General features: G+C 68.3%; 22 protein-coding genes. 16 read left to right on the top strand and 6 right to left on the bottom strand.

Annotation, left to right across the window (positions count from 1 at the left end):
* The first annotated feature begins 156 nt into the window (after positions 1–156).
* Positions 157–1,086: a heme o synthase gene (locus tag AB4879_RS05615; RefSeq protein WP_370506788.1), complete on the top strand. Its 930-nt coding sequence runs from the start codon at positions 157–159 to the stop codon at positions 1,084–1,086.
* Here AB4879_RS05615 and AB4879_RS05610 read toward each other — a convergent pair.
* Entirely contained in the window at positions 1,079–2,062 is a 984-nt protein-coding gene (locus AB4879_RS05610) for a quinone oxidoreductase (protein ID WP_370506787.1), read from the bottom strand. The genes AB4879_RS05615 and AB4879_RS05610 overlap by 8 nt on opposite strands.
* Before the next feature lie 18 nt (positions 2,063–2,080).
* Between AB4879_RS05610 and AB4879_RS05605 the strand changes: the two genes are divergently transcribed.
* Entirely contained in the window at positions 2,081–3,031 is a 951-nt protein-coding gene (locus AB4879_RS05605; protein ID WP_370506786.1) for a RimK family alpha-L-glutamate ligase, read from the top strand.
* Here the strand turns inward: AB4879_RS05605 and AB4879_RS05600 are convergent.
* The 4 genes from AB4879_RS05600 to mptB form a co-directional block, all read right to left on the bottom strand.
* A complete protein-coding gene (locus tag AB4879_RS05600) occupies positions 2,981–3,910 on the bottom strand; it encodes a heme A synthase (RefSeq protein WP_199189924.1) in 930 nt (309 codons plus the stop codon). The two genes, AB4879_RS05605 and AB4879_RS05600, sit on opposite strands and share 51 nt — an antisense overlap.
* A gap of 91 nt (positions 3,911–4,001) precedes the next feature.
* Positions 4,002–4,778, bottom strand: a complete 777-nt coding sequence (locus tag AB4879_RS05595) for an ABC transporter permease (RefSeq protein ID WP_370506785.1) — start codon at positions 4,776–4,778, stop codon at positions 4,002–4,004.
* Positions 4,775–5,707, bottom strand: a complete 933-nt coding sequence (locus AB4879_RS05590) for an ABC transporter ATP-binding protein (protein WP_036337866.1) — start codon at positions 5,705–5,707, stop codon at positions 4,775–4,777. Before AB4879_RS05590 ends, AB4879_RS05595 begins: the two co-directional genes overlap by 4 nt.
* Positions 5,704–7,437, bottom strand: a complete 1,734-nt coding sequence (mptB, locus tag AB4879_RS05585) for a polyprenol phosphomannose-dependent alpha 1,6 mannosyltransferase MptB (protein ID WP_370506784.1) — start codon at positions 7,435–7,437, stop codon at positions 5,704–5,706. The genes AB4879_RS05590 and mptB overlap by 4 nt, the downstream gene beginning before the upstream one ends.
* 36 nt (positions 7,438–7,473) lie before the next feature.
* Here mptB and AB4879_RS05580 point away from each other — a divergent pair, with 36 nt between their 5' ends.
* From AB4879_RS05580 to AB4879_RS05515, 14 genes are all read left to right on the top strand, one after another.
* A complete protein-coding gene (locus tag AB4879_RS05580; protein ID WP_102808005.1) occupies positions 7,474–8,220 on the top strand; it encodes a metalloregulator ArsR/SmtB family transcription factor in 747 nt (248 codons plus the stop codon).
* 18 nt (positions 8,221–8,238) lie between these two features.
* On the top strand, positions 8,239–9,681 hold the full coding sequence (sufB, locus tag AB4879_RS05575; RefSeq protein ID WP_083120353.1) for a Fe-S cluster assembly protein SufB: 1,443 nt from the start codon (positions 8,239–8,241) through the stop codon (positions 9,679–9,681).
* Positions 9,682–10,872: a Fe-S cluster assembly protein SufD gene (gene sufD, locus AB4879_RS05570; RefSeq protein ID WP_370506783.1), complete on the top strand. Its 1,191-nt coding sequence runs from the start codon at positions 9,682–9,684 to the stop codon at positions 10,870–10,872.
* A complete protein-coding gene (sufC, locus tag AB4879_RS05565; protein ID WP_102808008.1) occupies positions 10,869–11,636 on the top strand; it encodes a Fe-S cluster assembly ATPase SufC in 768 nt (255 codons plus the stop codon). Before sufD ends, sufC begins: the two co-directional genes overlap by 4 nt.
* Before the next feature lies 1 nt (position 11,637).
* A complete protein-coding gene (locus tag AB4879_RS05560) occupies positions 11,638–12,882 on the top strand; it encodes a cysteine desulfurase (protein ID WP_370506782.1) in 1,245 nt (414 codons plus the stop codon).
* Between the two features lie 11 nt (positions 12,883–12,893).
* Entirely contained in the window at positions 12,894–13,343 is a 450-nt protein-coding gene (gene sufU, locus AB4879_RS05555) for a Fe-S cluster assembly sulfur transfer protein SufU (protein WP_370506928.1), read from the top strand.
* Complete coding sequence (locus AB4879_RS05550; protein WP_036337853.1) at positions 13,340–13,672, top strand: metal-sulfur cluster assembly factor; 333 nt, start codon at positions 13,340–13,342, stop codon at positions 13,670–13,672. The genes sufU and AB4879_RS05550 overlap by 4 nt, the downstream gene beginning before the upstream one ends.
* Before the next feature lie 9 nt (positions 13,673–13,681).
* Complete coding sequence (locus AB4879_RS05545) at positions 13,682–14,251, top strand: hypothetical protein (RefSeq protein WP_370506781.1); 570 nt, start codon at positions 13,682–13,684, stop codon at positions 14,249–14,251.
* Entirely contained in the window at positions 14,251–14,916 is a 666-nt protein-coding gene (locus tag AB4879_RS05540; RefSeq protein ID WP_370506780.1) for a hypothetical protein, read from the top strand. The genes AB4879_RS05545 and AB4879_RS05540 overlap by 1 nt, the downstream gene beginning before the upstream one ends.
* Positions 14,909–16,024 (top strand): 12-oxophytodienoate reductase, encoded by a 1,116-nt coding sequence (locus tag AB4879_RS05535; RefSeq protein ID WP_370506779.1) that lies wholly within the window; start codon positions 14,909–14,911, stop codon positions 16,022–16,024. Before AB4879_RS05540 ends, AB4879_RS05535 begins: the two co-directional genes overlap by 8 nt.
* 44 nt (positions 16,025–16,068) lie before the next feature.
* Complete coding sequence (trxA, locus tag AB4879_RS05530; RefSeq protein ID WP_370506778.1) at positions 16,069–16,428, top strand: thioredoxin; 360 nt, start codon at positions 16,069–16,071, stop codon at positions 16,426–16,428.
* Positions 16,429–16,454: 26 nt separating this feature from the next.
* The gene (locus AB4879_RS05525) at positions 16,455–17,276 is read left to right on the top strand and encodes an enoyl-CoA hydratase (protein WP_370506777.1); all 822 of its coding nucleotides are present in this window, start codon (positions 16,455–16,457) and stop codon (positions 17,274–17,276) included.
* An 18-nt stretch (positions 17,277–17,294) separates the two neighbouring features.
* Positions 17,295–18,923 (top strand): ABC-F family ATP-binding cassette domain-containing protein, encoded by a 1,629-nt coding sequence (locus AB4879_RS05520; RefSeq protein WP_370506776.1) that lies wholly within the window; start codon positions 17,295–17,297, stop codon positions 18,921–18,923.
* Positions 18,924–19,019: 96 nt separating this feature from the next.
* Complete coding sequence (locus AB4879_RS05515; protein ID WP_036345465.1) at positions 19,020–19,208, top strand: helix-turn-helix domain-containing protein; 189 nt, start codon at positions 19,020–19,022, stop codon at positions 19,206–19,208.
* On the opposite strand, the gene AB4879_RS05510 is transcribed toward AB4879_RS05515, so the two are convergent.
* Positions 19,195–19,764, bottom strand: a complete 570-nt coding sequence (locus AB4879_RS05510; protein ID WP_370506775.1) for a TetR/AcrR family transcriptional regulator — start codon at positions 19,762–19,764, stop codon at positions 19,195–19,197. The two genes, AB4879_RS05515 and AB4879_RS05510, sit on opposite strands and share 14 nt — an antisense overlap.
* Between the last annotated feature and the right edge of the window lie 6 nt (positions 19,765–19,770).

Genomic DNA, 19,770 nt, shown 5'->3' with positions numbered 1-19,770 from the left:
CATAGTGCTGCTACCAGCGTTACCCGCGGGTGAAGCTCTACAGGAGGAACTGTGTCATCACGGTGGAATCGCCGTGAATCGACCCGTCGGTGTCAGGGACGGTCCGCGGCCGACTACCATCCTCTGTAGTAGATCGTCGGGTCAGGAGTCAGTTGCGTGAGAGTTCGCGAAGTGCACCTCGTTGACGGGGCGCCCGTTCGGTTCCGCGACAGGCTGCTGGGATACCTCGCCCTGACCAAGCCGCGGGTCATCGAGCTGCTGCTCGTCACCACCATTCCGGCCATGCTGTTGGCCGGCCGCGGCACCGTCGATCTGCCGCTGATCCTCAACACCCTGTTCGGCGGTCTGCTGGCCGCGGCAGGCGCCAACACGCTCAACTGTGTGGCCGACGCCGACATCGACAAGGTGATGAAGCGCACCGAACGGCGGCCGCTGGCCCGGGCCACCGTGCCCCGCAGCCATGCCCTGGTGTTCGGGCTGACGCTCTCGGTCGGATCGTTCTTCTGGCTGTGGTGGACCACCAACCTGCTGTCGGCGCACCTGGCCGCGGCCACGATCGCGTTCTACGTGCTCGTCTACACCCTGCTGCTCAAGCGCCGCACCTCACAGAACGTGGTGTGGGGCGGTGCGGCCGGCTGCATGCCGGTGATGATCGGCTGGTCGGCCGTCACCGACACGATCGGCTGGCAGGCGCTGGTGATGTTCGCGATCATCTTCTTCTGGACGCCGCCGCACACCTGGGCGCTGGCCATGAAGTACAAGGACGACTACCGCGCCGCGGGCGTGCCCATGCTGCCGGTGGTGGCCACCGAATTGCAGGTCACCAAGCAGATCCTGATCTACACCTGGCTGACCGTGATCGCCACGCTGGCGCTCGCGCCGGCGGCCGGCTGGCTGTACGGCTCGGTGGCCGCACTGGCCGGGGCCTGGTTCCTGATCATGGCGCATCGCCTGCATGCCGGCGTACGTCGCGGCAACCCGGTGAAGCCGCTGCGACTGTTCCTGCAGTCGAACAACTACCTGGCGCTGGTGTTCGTCGCGCTCGCCGTCGACTCGGCGCTGGCGCTGCCGACACTGTTCAGCTAGTCGCCGGCAGCAGCACGATCGAGCCGGTGGTCTTGCGGCCCTGGAGATCCCGGTGCGCCTGCGCGGCTTCGGCCAAGGGGTAGTGGCCGCCGACCGTGATGGTGATCGCACCGGAGGCGATCGCATCGAGTAGTTCACCCGCGCGCCACGCGAATTCGTCCGGGGTACGGGTGAAGTGGGCGAGGTTGGGCCGGGTCAGGAACACCGACCCGGCGGCGTTGAGCCGCTGCGGGTCCACCGGCGGGACGGGTCCGCTGGACGCGCCGAACAGTGCCAGGGTGCCGCGGATCGCCAGGCTCGCGAGGCTGGCGTCGAACGTGGTCTTGCCGACGCCGTCGTAGACGGCGGCGACACCGTGACCGTTGGTGAGGTCGCGGATCGCGGCGGCGAAGTCGGCGGGGTCCTCGGGGTAGTCCAGTACCTCGATCGCGCCCGCCTGGCGGGACAGCTCTGCCTTCTGCGGGCTGGAGGCGGTGGTGATCACCCGGGCGCCCAGGCTGGTCGCCCACTGGGTCAGGATCAGTCCGACGCCGCCGGCCCCGGCGTGCACGAGCACGAAATCGCGGGCCTGCACCGCATACACCGACTTGATCAGGTAGTGCGCGGTCATCCCCTTGAGCAGCGCCGAGGCGATGGCGTCCGATGGCACCGAATCAGGCACGTAGGCGACGAAATCAGCTGGCGCGGTGCAGAACTCGGCATAGGCTCCGGATGCCACCGCGGTGACAACCCGATCGCCGGGCGCGATCGCCGCGACGTCGTCGCCGACCGCGACGATCGTTCCGCACACCTCGGTGCCCACCACGAAGGGCAGCTCCCGCGGATACAGACCGGACCGGAAGTAGGTGTCGATGTAGTTGACGCCGATCGCATCCGCCTGGATGAGCACCTCGGCCGGCCCGGGTGTGGGCTGCGGCTTCTCGACGTAGTTCAGGACCTCGGGACCGCCCGTCTCGGCGACTTCGATTGCGTGCATGTCACTATCATCCCTGCTGTGAGCGCCCGCCCGAATCTGGCACGTCCCGACGTCTTCCATCCGAGCATCGTGCTGGCCGGCTGCCCGCAGCTCGTTTCCGGTGACGGTGACGACGACGGCCTGATCGCCGCTCTGCGGACCCGCGGGCTGCACGCCCGCTGGCTGTCCTGGGACGACCCGCAGACCGAGACCGCCGACCTGGTGATCCTGCGCGCCGCCTGGGATTACGCCGAACGTCGCGAGGAGTTCCTGGCCTGGACCCGCCGGGTGCGCCACCTGCTCAACGCTCCGGACGTGGTGGCGTGGAACAGCGACAAGCACTATTTGCAGGATCTGGCCGACGCGGGCGTACCGACCGTCCCGTCGGATTTCTTCGCACCGGGGGACAGGGTGCACCTGCCCACGGGCGAGGTGGTGATCAAGCCCGCGATCGGCGCAGGCTCGATCGACACCGGCCGGTTCGTCGACCGGGCCGCCGCACGCGCACACGTCGCCGCGCTGCAGGACAGCGGGCGTACGGCGCTGGTGCAGCCCTACGACGCCCGCGTGGAGCAGGGGGAGACCGCGCTGGTGTTCCTCGGGGGCCGGCAGTCCCACGCGTTCACCAAAGGCCCGATGCTGCCGCCCGAAGGGGAGTCGCCGACGCTGCACGAGTCCGGCACCTACGTGGAGGAGTCGCTGGCCTCGGCCGATCCGGACTTCGAGATGTGGGATGTCGGCGTGGCCGCGCTGGCTGCCGCCAGTCGCCATCTGGGTATCGAGGCCAGTGAATTGCTCTATGCCCGAGTCGATCTCATCGGCGGCGCCGACGATCCGCTGGTGCTGGAGCTCGAGGTGATCGAGCCCGGGCTCGGCTGGCGCCAGCTCGACGAGCGGACCCGCGACCTGCAGCAGCGTGCGTTCGCACTCGAGGTGGAGTCAGCGTGTGAGCGTCTTGGGCTCGGCCCGCTGTCGCATCGACGCCCATAGCGCCGCGGTGGCCGCGGTGCAGGCCGCCGCGCCCGCGACGTGCACGGCCACCAGTGCGGCAGGCACGCCGGTGAAGAACTGCACCGCGCCGACTAGTCCTTGGGCCAGCACCAAACCCACCAGCACCGCCAACCGCTTCATGATGAACCGCGGTGCGAACACCGCCTGCAATCCGGCGGCCAGCCCGATCAGCAGCGCCAGGTAGGCGATCAGCAGCGTCGCGTGCATGTGCACCAGCGTGAGGATCTCGACCTCGAGCCGCGGCACCGGGCGCTGCGGACTCTTGTCGCCGGCGTGCGGGCCTGCGGCGGTCACGAGGGTTCCGGTGGTCAGCGTCGCGGCCAGGGTCAGTGCGCCCAGCACGGTCAGATGCCGAAGCGGTTTGGGCACCAGCGCCGTCGAGATACCGTCGTCGGGTTCGCCGATCTTGACGTAGAGCAGGGTGGCCAGCCACACCATCGCCATCGACGCCAGTAGGTGGATCGCGACCGTCCACCACGCCAGCCCGGCCAGCACGGTGATACCGCCGAGCACCGCCTGCACCACCGTCGACGCGGGCATCAGCCAGGCGTAGATCAGCACCTCCCGACGGCGGCGGGCGCGGGTGACGGCCAGGACGGCCAGGATCGCAGTGATCACGACGAGGAAGGTGATCATCCGGTTGCCGAACTCGACGGCCTGGTGGATGCCGGGGACCGCGGCGTGCGGGACCGGGACGAAGCTGCCGGGGAAGCATTGCGGCCAGGTGGGGCAGCCGAGGCCGGATGCGGTGACCCGCACGATCGCGCCGGTGACGGCGATACCGCCCTGGGTCAGGATGACCGCGGCGGCGATGATGCGCTGGACGCGCAGGCTCGGCAGTGGCAGCAGGTCCACCAGCCGCAGGAAAAACCGTCCGACGGGCACGGCCTGATCGTAGAGGACGTCTAACTACGCCCTGTAGTAGGGATCGGCGTAGTAGGGATCTGGCTCAGGTGAACCGGAACCAGCGCAGCGCCGCCAGCGCCGACACCACGCCCCACGCCCCGAGCACCGCGATGCCGAACCAGTCGACGGACAGCGACATCGCCCGGGTCAGTGCTTCGGTGAGCGCCCCGGACGGCGTCAGCCGCGCCACCCAGGCCACCCCACGCGGAATCGCGCCGGTCTCCAAGGTCAGCGCCCCCAGCCCGGCGAACACGAACCACAGCAGGTTGGCGACGGCCAGCACGATCTCGGCGCGCAGCGTTCCGCCCAGCAGCAGACCCATCGCCGCGAACCCCGCCGTGCCCAGCGCGATCACCAGCGCGCCGAGCAGCAGGCCCGCCGGGTGCGGGCGCCAACCCAGGGCCAAACCGATGCCGCCGAGCAGCAACGCCTGCAGGAACACCACGGTCACCACGGCCAGCGATTTGCCGGCGATGATGCCCCACACCGGAAGTGCGGTGGCGCCCAACCGTTTCAGTGCCCCGTAGCGGCGGTCGAACGCGACGGCGATGGCCTGGCCGGTGAACGCCGTGGAGATCACCGCCAGCGCCATGATCGCCGGGACGAACACCGCGACCCGGTGCGTGCCGAACGACCCGAGTGGCAACAGGGTGAGCCCGATCAACAGCGTGATGGGGATGAACATCGTCAGCAGCAGCTGTTCACCGTTGCGCAGCAACAGTTTCAGTTCGAGTCCGTACTGCGCGGCCAGCATCCGCGGCACGGTGCTGGGCCGTGGGTCGGGCGCGAAGGTGCCCGGGGGAAAGAGCTCGCTCGTCATGACCGCAACTCCCTACCGGTCAACTCCAGGAACACGTCTTCGAGGCTGCGCTGCTCGACCCGCACATCGGTGGCCAGCACGTCGAGCCGTGCGCACCAGGCTGTGACCGTTGCCAGCACCTGCGGGTCGATCTTGCCTTCCACCAGGTATTCGCCGGGCGAAACCTCTTTGGCCGCATAGCCTTCCGGTAGCGCCGCGATCAACAGCGACAGGTCGAGCTGGCGGGGCGCGGAGAATCGCAACTGTCCTTCGGCGCCGGAGTTCATCAGCTCCGCGGGTGTGCCCGATGCGACGGCCGAGCCATGATCGATGATCACGATCCGGTCGGCGAGCTCCTCGGCCTCCTTGAGCTGGTGGGTGGTCAACACCACCGTCACGCCGTCGCGGCGCAGCGCGTCGATGAGCTCCCACACCACCAGCCGCGCGTGCGCATCCATGCCTGCGGTGGGCTCGTCGAGGAAGACCAGCTCGGGCCTGCCGACCAGGGCGCACGCCAGCGCCAGCCGCTGCTGCTGGCCACCGGAGAGCCTGCGGTAGGTGGTGCGGGCGGCGTCGGTCAGCCCCAGGGTGTCCAGCAGCCAGGCCGGGTCGAGCGGATTGGCGGCGTAGGAGGCCACCAGATTCAGCATCTCGCCGGCCCGGGCCGCGGGGTAGCCGCCGCCGCCCTGCAGCATGACGCCGATCCGCTCGCGCACCCGCGCGTTGTCGGCGACCGGGTCCAGGCCCAGCACCTCGATGGTGCCGCCGTCGGGCCGGGTGAAGCCCTCGCACATCTCGACCGTCGTGGTCTTGCCTGCCCCGTTCGGGCCCAGCAGGGCCAGCACTTCGGCGGCGTGCACCTCGAGATCGAGATTCGCCACGGCCGTCGTCGACCCGTAATGCTTGGACACCCCGCGCAGTCGCACGGGGATTTCGCGGCCGGAACTCACGGTGACTCAGCGTATGCGCCGGGCGCCGGGCGCGGCGTCGGTGGTTCGGTGGCGGGCTCCGCGGACTCCGGTGTGGCCGGGGTGTCGGGCTCCTGACCGCTGAACGTTTCGTTGGTTCCGGGCACCTTGCGCCAGGGCAGCCGGTGGAACGTCACCGCGATCAGCATCAGCACGATCACCGTGCTGGCCAGGGTGGCGTCGACGATCTGGAACAGGGCGAAGCGGTCGCCGTTGGCGGTTGGCCCGAAGATCCCGACGACGAGCGACACCGCGATGGTCGCGATGCGGAAGCCCGGGCGGGTGGCCCAGGCTGCCAGCGGGATGATCGCCCACAGCAGGTACCACGGCTGCACGACGGGAAACAGCAGGACTGTCGCGCCCAGCGCCACACCCAGACCGCCGACCGGATGCAACTTGCCCCGCATCACGGCCAGGAGCAGCCAGGTGACGGTGATCATGATGATCAGCACGCCCATGGCGCGGGTCAGCGACAGCACGGCGGTGGTGTGGTCACCCAGCCCGAGCAGGATCCCGACCTGGCCGGTGCCCAGCGCCAGCAGCGTCGGAGGTGACATCCAGCTGCGCACCACGTTGGCGGTGCCGAGGGTGAACAGCCAGCCGAAGCCCAGGCCGCTGGCCCAGCCGATGATCGCCATGACCACCAGCGACAGCGATGTCATGAACGCGCTCGCCAGCACGAACGCCTTGACGGTCGACCCCCAGCGGTACGCCAGGGCCATGCCCACGAAGCCCAGCGCCAACAGCCCCGGGAGTTTCACCTGCGAGGACATCGTGATCAGCACGGAACCCAACACCAGCATCGCGGGCGGCATCCACTGGGCCCACTGGTCGCGCCCGTGCGGCCAGTGCATCGGACGCGGCCACAGCGGCTTGGCGGAGTCGATGCCGCGCAGCGCGAACTCCGTTCCGGTGAGCATCAGGCCCAGCATCAACGCCTCGTTGTGGATACCGGCGACCAGATGCATCAGGAGCAGGGGATTGGCCGCACCCAGCCACAGCGCGCTGACCTCGGCGACGCCGCACCGGCGGGCCAGCCGCGGTACCGCCCACACGATCATCCCGACGCCGAGCAGCACCACCACGCGATGACTGAGCACGGCGGCGACGATGTTCTCTCCGGTCAGCGCCGAGATTCCGCGTCCCACCCACAGGAACAGCGGGCCGTACGGCGCGGGCGTCTCGCGCCACAGGCTGGGCACCGAGAGGGTGAAGACGTGGTCCAAACCCAGCCCCGGGGCGGGCCCGACCTTGTAGGGATTGAGCCCGTTCGCCGAGATCTGGCTCTGCGCCAGATAGGAGTAGACGTCCTTGCTGTACATCGGCGGAGCGATCAGCAGCGGAACGATCCACAGCAGCAGAGTGTGATCAAGCTGACTGCGCGACATCCGCCGGTTGCCGAGGGCGAAGCGGCCCAGCATCAGCCAGGCCAGCGCCATCATCACCGCGCCCGTGGTGGTCATCGTCAGCGACACCGTCTGGATGCGCGACGGGAGGTTCAGCAGCCGCACGCCGAAGGTGGGGTCCTGGACCACGGGTCGGGCGCCGGCACCCAGCGCACCGATTGCCATCAGCACTGTTCCGGTGGCGCCGAACAACCGGGTGCGGCGCATGGCACGGAATTCGGCGTCGTTGAGAGGCGCGCCTACAGTGCGTTCATCGCCGTGCAGGCGGGCGATTGACGAACTCAGCGAAAGCTGGCGGGCTGCCACCACAGCACTCTAACCGGCGGCTTTTTCGCCCTCAGCTTGCTAAGGGTGCCCTTGCTAGACCTGTTCGGGCAATTGCGTAACACTGGTGTTGTGAAATTCCCGTCCGATGCTGACGCTGTGCCCGTGGTGGGCACCGTCGTGCACGACGGGCAGACCCGCCGGGCAATTGTGCAGCTCCTGCTTGAGTCGGGATCGATCACCGCCGCCGAGATCGGCCAGCGGCTGGGCATCTCCGCGGCGGGCGTGCGCCGGCACCTCGACGCGCTGATCGAGGCGGGCGACGCCCAGGCCAACGCCGCGGCGGCGTGGCAGCAAGCAGGCCGCGGCAGGCCCGCCAAGCGTTACCGGCTCACCGCGGCCGGACGGGCCAAGCTGGAGCACACCTACGACGACCTGGCTTCCGCCGCGATCCGCCAACTCCGCGAAATCGGCGGCGACCAGGCGGTGCAGACGTTCGCCCGGCGCCGTATCGACGCCATCCTCGCGGGAGTGGCGCAGGGCCCCGACGACGTCGAGTCCACGGCCGAGCGGGTCGCCGACGCGATGACCAAGGCCGGTTACGCGGCGACGACGACGCGGGTCGGCGGCCCGATGCAGGGCATTCAGATCTGCCAGCACCACTGCCCGGTCTCGCATGTCGCCGAAGAGTTTCCGGAATTGTGCGAAGCCGAGAAGGAGGCGATGTCCGAGATCCTCGGCACCCACGTCCAGCGACTGGCCACCATCGCCAACGGCGACTGCGCCTGCACCACCCACGTGCCGCTCACACCGGCACACCACTAGACCAGAAGGAGCGTCGCCATGACACTCACCCCGGAAGCCAAGCCGGCAGAGCCGATGACCCAGGAAGAGGCCATCGCCTCACTGGGCCGTTACGGCTACGGCTGGTCGGACTCCGACGCCGCGGGCGCCAGCGCGCAGCGCGGCCTGTCCGAAGCGGTGGTGCGCGACATCTCGGCCAAGAAGAGCGAGCCCGAGTGGATGCTCGACATCCGGCTCAAGGCGCTGCGCACGTTCGACAAGAAGCCGATGCCGAACTGGGGCTCCAACCTCGAGGGCATCGACTTCGACAACATCAAGTACTTCGTGCGCTCGAGCGAGAAGCAGGCCGCCACGTGGGATGACCTGCCCGCCGACATCAAGAACACCTACGACCGGCTCGGTATCCCGGAGGCCGAGAAGCAGCGCCTGGTGTCGGGTGTGGCCGCACAGTACGAGTCCGAGGTGGTCTACCACTCGATCCGTGAGGACCTCGAGGCCCAGGGCGTGATCTTCCTGGACACCGACTCGGGCCTGCGCGAGCACCCGGAGCTCTTCAAGCAGTACTTCGGCACCGTGATCCCGGCCGGGGACAACAAGTTCTCCGCGCTCAACACCGCGGTTTGGTCGGGTGGTTCGTTCATCTACGTCCCGAAGGGCGTGCACGTCGACATCCCGCTGCAGGCCTACTTCCGGATCAACACCGAGAACATGGGCCAGTTCGAGCGGACGCTGATCATCGTCGACGAAGACGCCTACGTGCACTACGTCGAGGGTTGTACCGCGCCGATCTACAAGAGCGACTCGCTGCACTCGGCAGTCGTCGAGATCATCGTGAAGCCCGGTGGCCGTTGCCGTTACACGACCATCCAGAACTGGTCGAACAACGTCTACAACCTGGTGACCAAGCGGGCCCGCGCCGAGGCCGGCGCCACCATGGAGTGGGTCGACGGCAACATCGGCTCGAAGGTCACGATGAAGTACCCGGCGGTGTGGATGACCGGTGAGCACGCCAAGGGTGAGGTGCTGTCGGTGGCGTTCGCCGGCGAAGGCCAGCACCAGGACACCGGCGCCAAGATGCTGCACCTGGCTCCGTACACGTCGAGCAACATCGTGTCCAAGTCGGTTGCCCGCGGTGGCGGCCGGGCGTCCTACCGGGGCCTGGTCCAGGTCAACAAGGGTGCGCACGGATCGCGGTCGAGCGTGAAATGCGATGCGCTGCTTGTCGATACGGTCAGCCGCAGTGACACCTACCCCTATGTCGACATCCGCGAGGACGACGTCACGATGGGCCACGAGGCCACCGTGTCGAAGGTCAGCGAAGATCAACTGTTCTACCTGATGAGCCGCGGCATGACCGAGGACGAGGCAATGGCGATGGTCGTGCGCGGCTTCGTCGAGCCGATCGCCAAGGAACTGCCCATGGAATACGCCCTGGAGCTGAACCGGCTGATCGAGCTGCAAATGGAAGGTGCTGTCGGTTAAGTGAGCAATCTCTCGAAGGCAGTGGAGGGTTCGCACCTCACTGCCATCAACAAGGGCGAGCAATTCAGCTCGTTCGACGTCGACGCCTTCGAGGTGCCCGGCGGCCGCGACGAGTTGTGGCGGTTCACCCCGCTCAAGCGGCTGCGCGGCCTGCACGACGGCTCGGCCGTCGCCAACGGCACCGCGGCGATCACGGTGACCGAGCGCCCCGGCGTCACGGTCGAGACCGTGCGGCGCGGTGACGAGCGACTCGGAAAGGGTGGGGTGCCCAGCGATCGGGTTGCCGCGCAGGCGTTCTCGTCGTTCAACTCGGCGACGGTGGTGACCGTCGCACGGGACACCGAGGTCGCCGAGCCCATCGAGATCACCGTCGACGGCCCCGGTGCGGGCGGGGTGGCCTACGGTCACCTGCAGATCCGGGTCGAAGAACTCGCCCGGGCGATCGTCGTCGTCGACCTGCGCGGCAGCGGTACCTATGCCGACAACGTCGAGATCATCGTCGGCGACTCGGCCGGTCTCGGCGTCATCTGGATCGCGGACTTCGCCGACGACATGGTGCACGTCAGTGCGCACCACGCCAAGCTCGGCAAGGACTCGGTTCTCGGGCACGTCAACGTCACCCTCGGCGGTGACGTGGTGCGTACCTCGACCACCGTGCGGTTCACCGGTCCGGGCGGGGACGCCAAGCTGCTCGGCACCTACTTCGCCGACGCCGGCCAGTTCTTCGAGTCCCGACTGCTGGTCGACCACGCGCAACCGAACTGCAAGTCGGACGTGCTGTACAAGGGTGCGCTGCAAGGGGATCCGGATTCGGCCAAGCCCGACGCGCACACCGTGTGGGTGGGCGATGTGCTGATCCGGGCCGAGGCCACCGGCACCGACACCTTCGAGGTCAACCGCAACCTGGTGCTCACCGACGGCGCCCGCGCCGACTCGGTGCCCAACCTGGAGATCGAGACCGGCGAGATCGTCGGCGCCGGGCACGCCAGTGCCACCGGCCGTTTCGACGACGAGCAGTTGTTCTATCTGCGTGCCCGCGGCATCCCGGAGGCGCAAGCCCGCCGGCTGGTGGTGCGCGGCTTCTTCAACGAGATCATCGCCAAAATCGCGGTCCCCGAGGTGCGCGAGCGCCTGACCGATGCCATCGAACGAGAACTTGCCATCACTGAGTCGAAAGCCACACAGCCATGAGCACTTTGGAAATAAAGGATCTGCACGTCAGCGTCGCCAACGAGGACGGTACCGAGAAGGAGATCCTCAAGGGCGTCAACCTGACGGTGAAGTCGGGGGAGACCCACGCGGTCATGGGCCCCAACGGTTCAGGTAAGTCCACGCTGTCGTATTCGATTGCGGGCCATCCCAAGTACCACGTCACCTCGGGGTCGATCACCCTCGACGGGCAGGACGTGCTGGCGATGAGCGTCGACGAACGCGCCCGCGCCGGCCTGTTCCTGGCCATGCAGTACCCGGTCGAGGTGCCCGGTGTGTCGATGTCGAACTTCCTGCGCACCGCGGCGACCGCGGTCCGTGGCGAGGCCCCGAAGCTGCGGCACTGGGTCAAGGAAGTCAAGGCGGCGATGACCGATCTGGAGATCGACCCGCAGTTCGCCGAACGCAGTGTGAACGAAGGCTTTTCCGGCGGCGAGAAGAAGCGCCACGAGATTCTGCAGCTGGGTCTGCTGAAGCCGAAGATCGCGATCCTCGACGAGACCGACTCCGGCCTGGACGTCGACGCCCTGCGGGTGGTCTCCGAAGGCGTCAACCGCTATGCCGAGGCCGAGAACGCCGGGGTCCTGCTGATCACGCACTACACCCGGATCCTGCGCTACATCCGTCCGCAGTTCGTGCACGTCTTCGTCGACGGCCGGATCGTCGAGTCGGGCGGCGCGGAACTGGCCGACGAACTCGAGGAGAACGGCTACGTGCGCTTCACCCAGGCGGCGGCAGGAGCCTGACATGACCGCGTCGGTGGATCTGGATGTCGTGGGTATCCGCGCGGATTTCCCGATCCTCACGCGGGTGATGCGGGGCGGACATCAGCTGGCCTACTTGGATTCCGGGGCGACGTCGCAGAAACCGCTGCAGGTTCTCGATGCCGAACGGGAGTTCCTGACCACGTCCAACGGTGCGGTGCATCGCGGGGCGCACCAGCTGATGGAGGAGTCCACCGACGCCTACGAGCAGGGTCGTGCCGATATCGCGTCCTTCGTCGGTGCCGACACCGACGAGCTGGTGTTCACCAAGAACGCCACCGAGTCGCTGAACTTGGTGTCGTATGTGTTGGGCGACAAGCGGTTCGAGAAGGCCCTCGGCCCCGGCGACGTCATCGTCACCACCGAGCTGGAGCACCACGCCAACCTGATTCCCTGGCAGGAGCTGGCCCGCCGCACCGGGGCGACCCTGCGCTGGTACGGCGTGACCGAGGACGGCCGCATCGACCTCGATTCGCTGCAGCTCGACGAACGAGTGAAAGTCGTCGCCTTCAGCCATCATTCGAATGTCACCGGCGCGATTGCACCAGTCGCGGAGATGGTCCGGCGGGCCAAGTCTGTCGGCGCGCTGACCGTGCTGGACGCCTGCCAGTCGGTGCCGCATCAGCCGGTGGACTTCCACGGCCTCGACGTCGACTACGCCGCGTTCTCCGGTCACAAGATGCTGGGCCCCACCGGTATCGGCGTGCTGTACGGGCGGCGCGAGCTGCTCGACGCGATGCCACCGTTCCTCACCGGCGGGTCGATGATCGAGACCGTCACCATGGAGGCCGCCACTTATGCCCCCGCACCGCAGCGGTTCGAGGCGGGCACGCCGATGACCTCGCAGGTGGTTGGATTGGGCGCGGCCGCGCGGTATTTGGACAGGATCGGGATGGCCGCGGTCGAGGCGCGCGAGAACGAACTGGTCGCCGCCGCGCTCGACGGCTTGGCCGCACTGCCGCAGGTACGCATCATCGGGCCGGCCACCCTGGAACACCGCGGTTCGCCGGTGAGCTTCGTCGTTGACGGTGTGCATGCCCACGACGTGGGTCAGGTGCTCGACGACGACGGTGTGGCCGTGCGGGTCGGGCACCACTGCGCGTGGCCGCTGCACCGCCGGTTCGGCATCGCCGCGACCGCCCGGGCGTCATTCGCCGTCTACAACACCCTCGACGAGGTGGATCGACTGGTGGCTGGCGTCACGCGCGCGGTGGAGTTCTTCTCGTGAAACTCGAGCAGATGTACCAGGAAGTGATCCTGGACCACTACAAGCACCCGCACCACCGCGGGCTGCGTGAGCCGTTCGGCGCCGAGGTGCATCACGTCAATCCGACGTGCGGCGACGAGGTGACGCTGCGGGTGGCGCTGTCCGCCGACGGCGAACAGGTCACCGACATCTCCTACGACGGCCAGGGCTGCTCGATCAGCCAGGCCGCCACCTCGGTGCTCACCGATCAGGTGATCGGGCTGACCGTCGGCGACGCGTTGAAGACCGTGGCGGCGTTCACCGAGATGGTGTCGTCGCGGGGCACCGTCGAGGGCGACGAGGACGTGCTCGGCGACGGGGTGGCCTTCGCCGGTGTGGCGAAGTATCCGGCTCGGGTGAAGTGCGCGCTGCTGGGCTGGCTGGCGTTCAAAGACGCCGTGGCCCAGGCATCACATCGAAAAGACTTGGAGGACAAGCGATGACGGAGCCAAATCTGCTCGACGACATCGAGGAGGCCATGCGCGACGTGGTGGATCCCGAACTGGGGATCAACGTCGTCGACCTCGGTCTGGTCTACGACCTCAACGTGGAGAAGGGCGACGCCGGAACGGTGGCGCTCATCGACATGACGCTGACCTCGGCGGCCTGCCCGTTGACCGACGTCATCGAAGACCAGACCCTCACCGCGCTGGTCGGTGCCGGGCTGGTCAACGAGGCCAAGATCAACTGGGTGTGGAACCCGCCGTGGGGCCCGGACAAGATCACCGAGGACGGCCGCGAACAGCTCCGCGCGCTGGGGTTCACTGTCTAATCTGAGCTGATGCTGACCGTCCCCGCCTTCGTGTGGCGCGGCGGCGCGCTCATGCGGGCCGTCACGGTCGGGGTGGGTGCGGGCGTCGTCATCGGCCTGCTGGCGTGGCTGGACTCCGGACTGTGGTTCGCCGCCCTGCTGGCCGCCGCCGTCATCACGGTGGTCTACGGGATCTGGCTGGGCGTGCGGATGGTCAAGTACTGGCCCGGCGCCACGGCACTGAGCGGTGAACAACGTGTGCGCGTCGCCGGGGTCACCCGATGGGGCGGCCGCATCGGCGACCCGGCCCTGGCGCAACCGGTGGTCGACTACGCCGACGGGTTGCACACATCCGCCGAGACCGGGCGCCCCTTCCGGTGGGTGCTGCCCCTGATCCTCGTCGTCGCGATCGGAACCGCGGGCTGGGATGCGGTATTCGGCTCCACCCGCGACGCCATCGCATCCTGCGTGTACCTGGTGCTGCTGGGCTTCGAGCTGTTCTGGTGGCCCGGCCGTCGAGAACAATTGCTGGTCAACGCCGATCGCGCCCGCGAGCGTGCGGTGGCGCTCATCGAGCGCACCCGGGGAGCGGCCGGGTGATGGCCCAATCCACGGTGGTGGCCACCCGCCGCCAACTGCACGGCGTCGCCGAGAGCTTCCTCGCCGGGCCGCAGTACCGGGCGACGGGGACGATTCGGCTGGCCGTCCGTCCGGACGGCTTCACCGCCACCACACTGGCGATCGCGGTGCACGGGACCACGCTGGCGTGGCCGGACGGCAGCATCTCGCTGGCCGGACCGGTGCGTGACCTGGCCGAGGCCACCGGGCTCGATGTGGGTCCGCCGCCTGCCACGGTGTATCACTCCGTCGCCGAATTACGGCCCGACACCGTTCTCGACATCGACACCGACGCCGCCGACGCCATCTACCGCAGCCTCTACGCCGGCGGCTTCGCGATCAAAGCCGTTCTGCCAGAAGCGCATCCGGTGCTCTGGCCAGAGCATCTCGACGTCGCGGCCACGGTCGAAGAGGTCAACTACGGGGTTTCTGCGGGCGACGACTTCCACGAACTGCCGTACGCCTACGTCGGCCCGTGGGACTTCACCACCGCGCCGCGCACCGGGCCACTGTGGAACGCGCCGTTCGGCGCCGTGCGCGCACTGGATCTCGACGCCGACGTCGACACCCTGGCCGCCGACATCACCGATTTCTTCCGGCGAGGAATCAACGCCGTCGACGGCGGTGTTGCAACACGTCATGGATGATGCACGCCTGGAGGAGCTGTTCACCCCGGTGACCGTCGGGTCGCTGACCGTCCCCAACCGGTTCGCGATGGCACCGATGACCCGCGCCGCCTCGCCGGACGGTATCCCGGGAGCCGACGTGGCCGCCTATTACGGTCGCCGGGCGGCCGGCGGCACCGGACTGATCATCACTGAGGGCGTTCGGATTCCGCACCCCGCCGCAGGCTGGCCGGACCGGATCCCCAACCTCGACGGCGACGCGGTGCTGGCCGGCTGGCGCGCAGTCACCCACTCCGTGCACGCCGAGGGCGCCACGATTGCCGCCCAGCTCTGGCACCAGGGCGTCGCGCGCGGTGTCCACGACGGTGACCGCCCCGACCAAACGCCGGTCAGCCCGTCGGGCATCGGGATCGACGGCAGCGCCACCGGTCGCGCACTGGACACCGAGGAGCTGCCGGAGCTCGCGCAGGCGTATGCCGTGGCCGCGGCCAACGCTCAGGCGGCCGGCTTCGACGCCGTCGAGATCCACGGCGCCCACGGCTACCTGTTGGACCAATTCCTCTGGGGGCACACCAATCACCGCACCGATCGCTACGGCGGGTCGCTCGCCGCGCGCACCCGGTTCCCGGCCGAGGTGGTCGCCGCGGTGCGTGCCGCTGTCGGTCCCGGCTTCCCGATCATCTACCGGTTTTCGCAGTGGAAGATGAACCGCTACGACGCGCAGGTCGCCGGCAGCGCAGCAGAACTCGAGCAACTCCTGGCCCCGCTGGTCGAAGCCGGTGTGGATGTACTGCACCCCTCGACGCGGCGGCACTACCTGCCCGGCTTCCCCGGCGAAGATCCCCAACTGAGTCTGGCCGGCTGGACCAAGAAGATGACCGGTCTGCCCGTCATCGCCGTCGGGTCGGTGGGCCTGGAGACCGAGTTCAATCCCGGCGCGGGAAGCGGACCGATCCCGCCGTCGCCCATCGACCGGGTGCTCGACCAGTTCGAGGCCGGCGAATTCGACATCGTCGCGGTCGGGCGTGCCCTGCTCGCCGACCCGGCGTGGGTCAACCACCTGCGCGACGGCAAGCTCGATGAGTTCGGCGGTTTCGATGCGGCCAGTGCGCTGGCCCGTTTGTATTGACAGCTACAGGGAACACACAGGGACAACAAGACGTTAGGACTGACGTGGCTACCCAAGACCTGACCGCACAGAACTTCAACGACACCATCACCGGCAACGACATCGTGCTGGTCGACTTCTGGGCGTCTTGGTGTGGGCCGTGCCGGGCCTTCGCCCCGACCTTCACCAAGTCATCCGAACAGCACCCGGACGTCGTCTACGGCAAGGTCGACACCGAAGCCGAGCAGGAACTGGCGGCCGCCGCCGAGATCCGCTCCATCCCGACGCTGATGGCCTTCAAGAAGGGCAAGCTGATCTTCAATCAGGCCGGCGCGCTGCCGCCCGCGGCGCTGGAGGATCTCATCCGCCAGGTCAAGGAGTTCGACGTCGACTCGGCGATCGCATCCCAGTCCGAGGACGCCTGACGCGCTAGGCGAGTTACCGTGCACGGGTGATTCGTGACACAGGTTTCGTTCTCGTCGAAAAACCGCAGCCCAATATCGCTCTGGTCACTCTGAACCGACCCGAGCGGATGAACTCCATGGCGTTCGACGTCATGTTGCCGTTGCGGGAAGTCCTCACCGAGCTCAAGCATGACAACGACGTGCGCGCGGTCGTGCTGACCGGAGCGGGCCGGGGCTTCTCCTCGGGCGCCGACCACAAGTCCGCCGGCTCGGTGCCGCACGTCGCCGGGCTGACGCGCCCGTCGTTCGGGCTGCGGTCGATGGACGTGCTCGACGATGTGATTCTCGCCATGCGCAAGCTGCACCAGCCGATCATCGCCGCGGTGAACGGCGCGGCCATCGGCGGCGGCCTGTGTCTTGCGCTGGCCGCCGACATCCGGGTGGCCGCCAGCGGCGCATACTTCCGCGCAGCCGGCATCAACAACGGGCTCACGGCCAGTGAACTGGGCCTGAGCTACCTGCTGCCACGGGCGATCGGCTCGTCGCGGGCCTTCGAGATCATGCTCACCGGGCGGGACGTCGACGCGCAGGAGGCGGAACGGATCGGCCTGGTGTCCCGCCAGGTGCCCGACGAGGACCTGCTGCCGGTCGCCTTCGAGATCGCTGCCCGTATCGCGGCGTTCTCCCGGCCCGGAACCGAGTTGACCAAGCGGACGCTGTGGAGTGGACTGGACGCCGGTAGCCTGGAAGGGCATATGCAGGCCGAGGGCCTCGGGCAGCTTTATGTGCGCCTGCTCACCGCCAACTTCGAAGAGGCGGTCGCTGCGCGCGCCGAGAATCGCGCCCCGGTCTTCACCGACGACAAGTAATGAAGGAGTAGTGCGCGCGTGATCACCGCAACGGACCTGGAGGTCCGCGCCGGCGCGCGCACTCTGCTCCTCGCCGAAGGCCCCGCGCTGCGTATCCAGCCCGGTGACCGCATCGGTCTGGTGGGCCGCAACGGCGCAGGCAAGACGACGACCATGCGGATCCTGGCGGGGGAGGGCGAGCCCTACGCGGGCACCGTCGTGCGCACCGGTGACGTCGGGTACCTGCCGCAGGATCCACGTGAAGGCGATCTCGACGTGCTGGCCCGTGACCGGGTGCTGTCGGCGCGCGGCTTGGACACGCTGCTGTCGGATCTGGAGAAGCAGCAGGTGTTGATGGCCGAGGTGGTCGACGAGGCCGCCCGCGACAAGGCGGTGCGCCGCTACGGCCAACTCGAGGAGCGCTTCGCCGCACTCGGCGGATACGCCGCTGAGAGCGAAGCGGGCCGTATCTGCGCGAGCCTCGGTCTGCCCGACCGGGTGCTCACCCAGCCGCTGCGCACGCTGTCCGGGGGGCAACGCAGGCGTGTCGAGCTGTCTCGGATCCTGTTCGCCGCCAGCGACACTGGATCGGGTTCGGCCACCACCCTGCTGCTCGACGAGCCCACCAACCACCTCGATGCCGACTCGATCGGCTGGCTGCGTGGCTTCCTGCAGAACCACACCGGTGGGCTCGTCGTGATCAGCCACGACGTCGACCTGCTCGCCGACGTGGTCAACCGGGTGTGGTTCCTCGACGCCGTGCGCGGCGAGGCCGATGTCTACAACATGGGCTGGCAGAAGTACCTCGACGCCCGCGCCACCGACGAGCAGCGCAGGCGCCGCGAACGCGCCAATGCCGAGAAGAAGGCCAGCGCGCTGCGGACCCAGGCCGCCAAGATGGGCGCCAAGGCCACCAAAGCCGTTGCCGCACAGAACATGTTGCGCCGTGCCGAGCGGATGATGGCCGAACTGGACGCCGAGCGGGTGGCCGACAAGGTGGCCAGGATCAAGTTCCCGACGCCGGCGCCGTGCGGCAAGACACCGCTGGTCGTCAAGGGCCTGACCAAGAACTACGGCTCACTCGAGGTGTTCACCGGTGTCGACCTGGCGATCGACCGTGGCTCACGCGTCGTGGTGCTGGGCCTCAACGGCGCGGGCAAGACCACGCTGCTCCGGTTGATCGCCGGCACCGAGACTCCGGACGCCGGCGGGCTGGAACCCGGCCACGGACTCAAGATCGGTTATTTCGCACAGGAACACGACACGCTCGACAACAACGCGACGGTGTGGGAGAACATCCGCCACGCCGCCCCGGACACCGGCGAACAGGATCTGCGCGGCCTGCTCGGCGCGTTCATGTTCACCGGCCCGCAGCTCGAGCAGCCGGCCGGCACCCTGTCCGGCGGCGAGAAGACCCGGCTGGCGTTGGCGGGTCTGGTGGCTTCGACGGCGAACGTGCTGCTGCTCGACGAGCCGACCAACAACCTCGATCCCGCGTCCCGCGAACAGGTTCTGGACGCGCTGCGCAGCTACCAGGGTGCAGTCGTGCTGGTGACCCACGATCCGGGTGCCGCCGAAGCGCTCGACCCGCAACGGGTGGTGCTACTTCCGGACGGCACCGAGGACTTCTGGTCCGATGAGTACCGGGACCTCATCGAGCTCGCCTGACAACTGGCATAAACGATTTCGGTCATTCCCCCCAACGCGCCGACCCACGCTTCTACTCTCATGGCTATCGGCGCGGATCCACCGGGGAGGGTGATCATGAGGAAGCCCAACGAAGCTCGAGACCAGTTGCTGGACACTCTGCGAAACGCTTACGAGGGCGGCGCGAGCATTCGCACCCTGGTGGCGTCGACGGGCCGTTCGTACGGCTCGATCCACGCGCTGCTGCGCGAGTCGGGGACCACCATGCGCAGCCGCGGTGGCCCCAACCACGTCACGCGTCGGTAGCCCGCACCGAATCCTCCACCAGATCCAGCACTGCCGAAAGTCGCTGGGGATCCTCGCCCGTCGCCAGCCGCGCGACCAGTCCGTCGAGCACCAGGTCCAGGTAGCACTGCAACACGTCGGGCGCCACGTCGTCGCGCAGCCGGCCTGCCTGTTTCTGCTGACGCAGCCGCTCCGAGGTCGCCGACGCCAATTCCGCTGAGCGCTCCAGCCAGCCCTGATGGAACACCGGGTCGTTGCGCAGCTTGCGGGCGATCTCCAATCGTGTGGCCAGCCAATCGAATTGATCGGGCGCGGCCAGCATGTCCCGCATCACCTGGATGAGGCCCTCGCGGGCCGCGACGTCGGCCATCCGCGCGGCGTCCTCGCGGGCGAGCGCGAAGAACAAGGTGTCCTTGTCGCGGTAGTGATGGAAGATCGCACCGCGCGACAGGCCGATGGTCTGCTCCAGCCGGCGCACGGTCGCCTGCTCATAGCCGTACTCGGCGAAGCAGCGCCGTGCGCCGTCGAGGATCTGGCGGCGGCGGGCCGCCAGATGGTCCTCGCTGACCCTGGGCACCTGCGG

This window comes from Mycobacterium sp. SA01 (assembly GCF_041287105.1).
GTDB lineage: Bacteria > Actinomycetota > Actinomycetes > Mycobacteriales > Mycobacteriaceae > Mycobacterium.
The sequence above is the reverse complement of the archived record's forward strand: the minus strand, read 5'-3'. Positions and strand labels throughout refer to the sequence as shown.

Bases quoted from the DNA above. Each gene is read 5' to 3' on its own strand.
- AB4879_RS05535 (WP_370506779.1), top strand. From the start codon at position 14,909: ATGGATGATGCACGCCTGGAGGAGCTGTTCACCCCGGTGACCGTCGGG.
- AB4879_RS05560 (WP_370506782.1), top strand. From the start codon at position 11,638: ATGACCGCGTCGGTGGATCTGGATGTCGTGGGTATCCGCGCGGATTTC.
- AB4879_RS05540 (WP_370506780.1), top strand. From the start codon at position 14,251: ATGGCCCAATCCACGGTGGTGGCCACCCGCCGCCAACTGCACGGCGTC.
- AB4879_RS05545 (WP_370506781.1), top strand. From the start codon at position 13,682: ATGCTGACCGTCCCCGCCTTCGTGTGGCGCGGCGGCGCGCTCATGCGG.
- AB4879_RS05610 (WP_370506787.1), bottom strand. From the start codon at position 2,062: ATGCACGCAATCGAAGTCGCCGAGACGGGCGGTCCCGAGGTCCTGAAC.
- AB4879_RS05550 (WP_036337853.1), top strand. From the start codon at position 13,340: ATGACGGAGCCAAATCTGCTCGACGACATCGAGGAGGCCATGCGCGAC.
- AB4879_RS05595 (WP_370506785.1), bottom strand. From the start codon at position 4,778: ATGACGAGCGAGCTCTTTCCCCCGGGCACCTTCGCGCCCGACCCACGG.
- sufC (WP_102808008.1), top strand. From the start codon at position 10,869: ATGAGCACTTTGGAAATAAAGGATCTGCACGTCAGCGTCGCCAACGAG.
- sufU (WP_370506928.1), top strand. From the start codon at position 12,894: ATGTACCAGGAAGTGATCCTGGACCACTACAAGCACCCGCACCACCGC.
- AB4879_RS05515 (WP_036345465.1), top strand. From the start codon at position 19,020: ATGAGGAAGCCCAACGAAGCTCGAGACCAGTTGCTGGACACTCTGCGA.
- sufB (WP_083120353.1), top strand. From the start codon at position 8,239: ATGACACTCACCCCGGAAGCCAAGCCGGCAGAGCCGATGACCCAGGAA.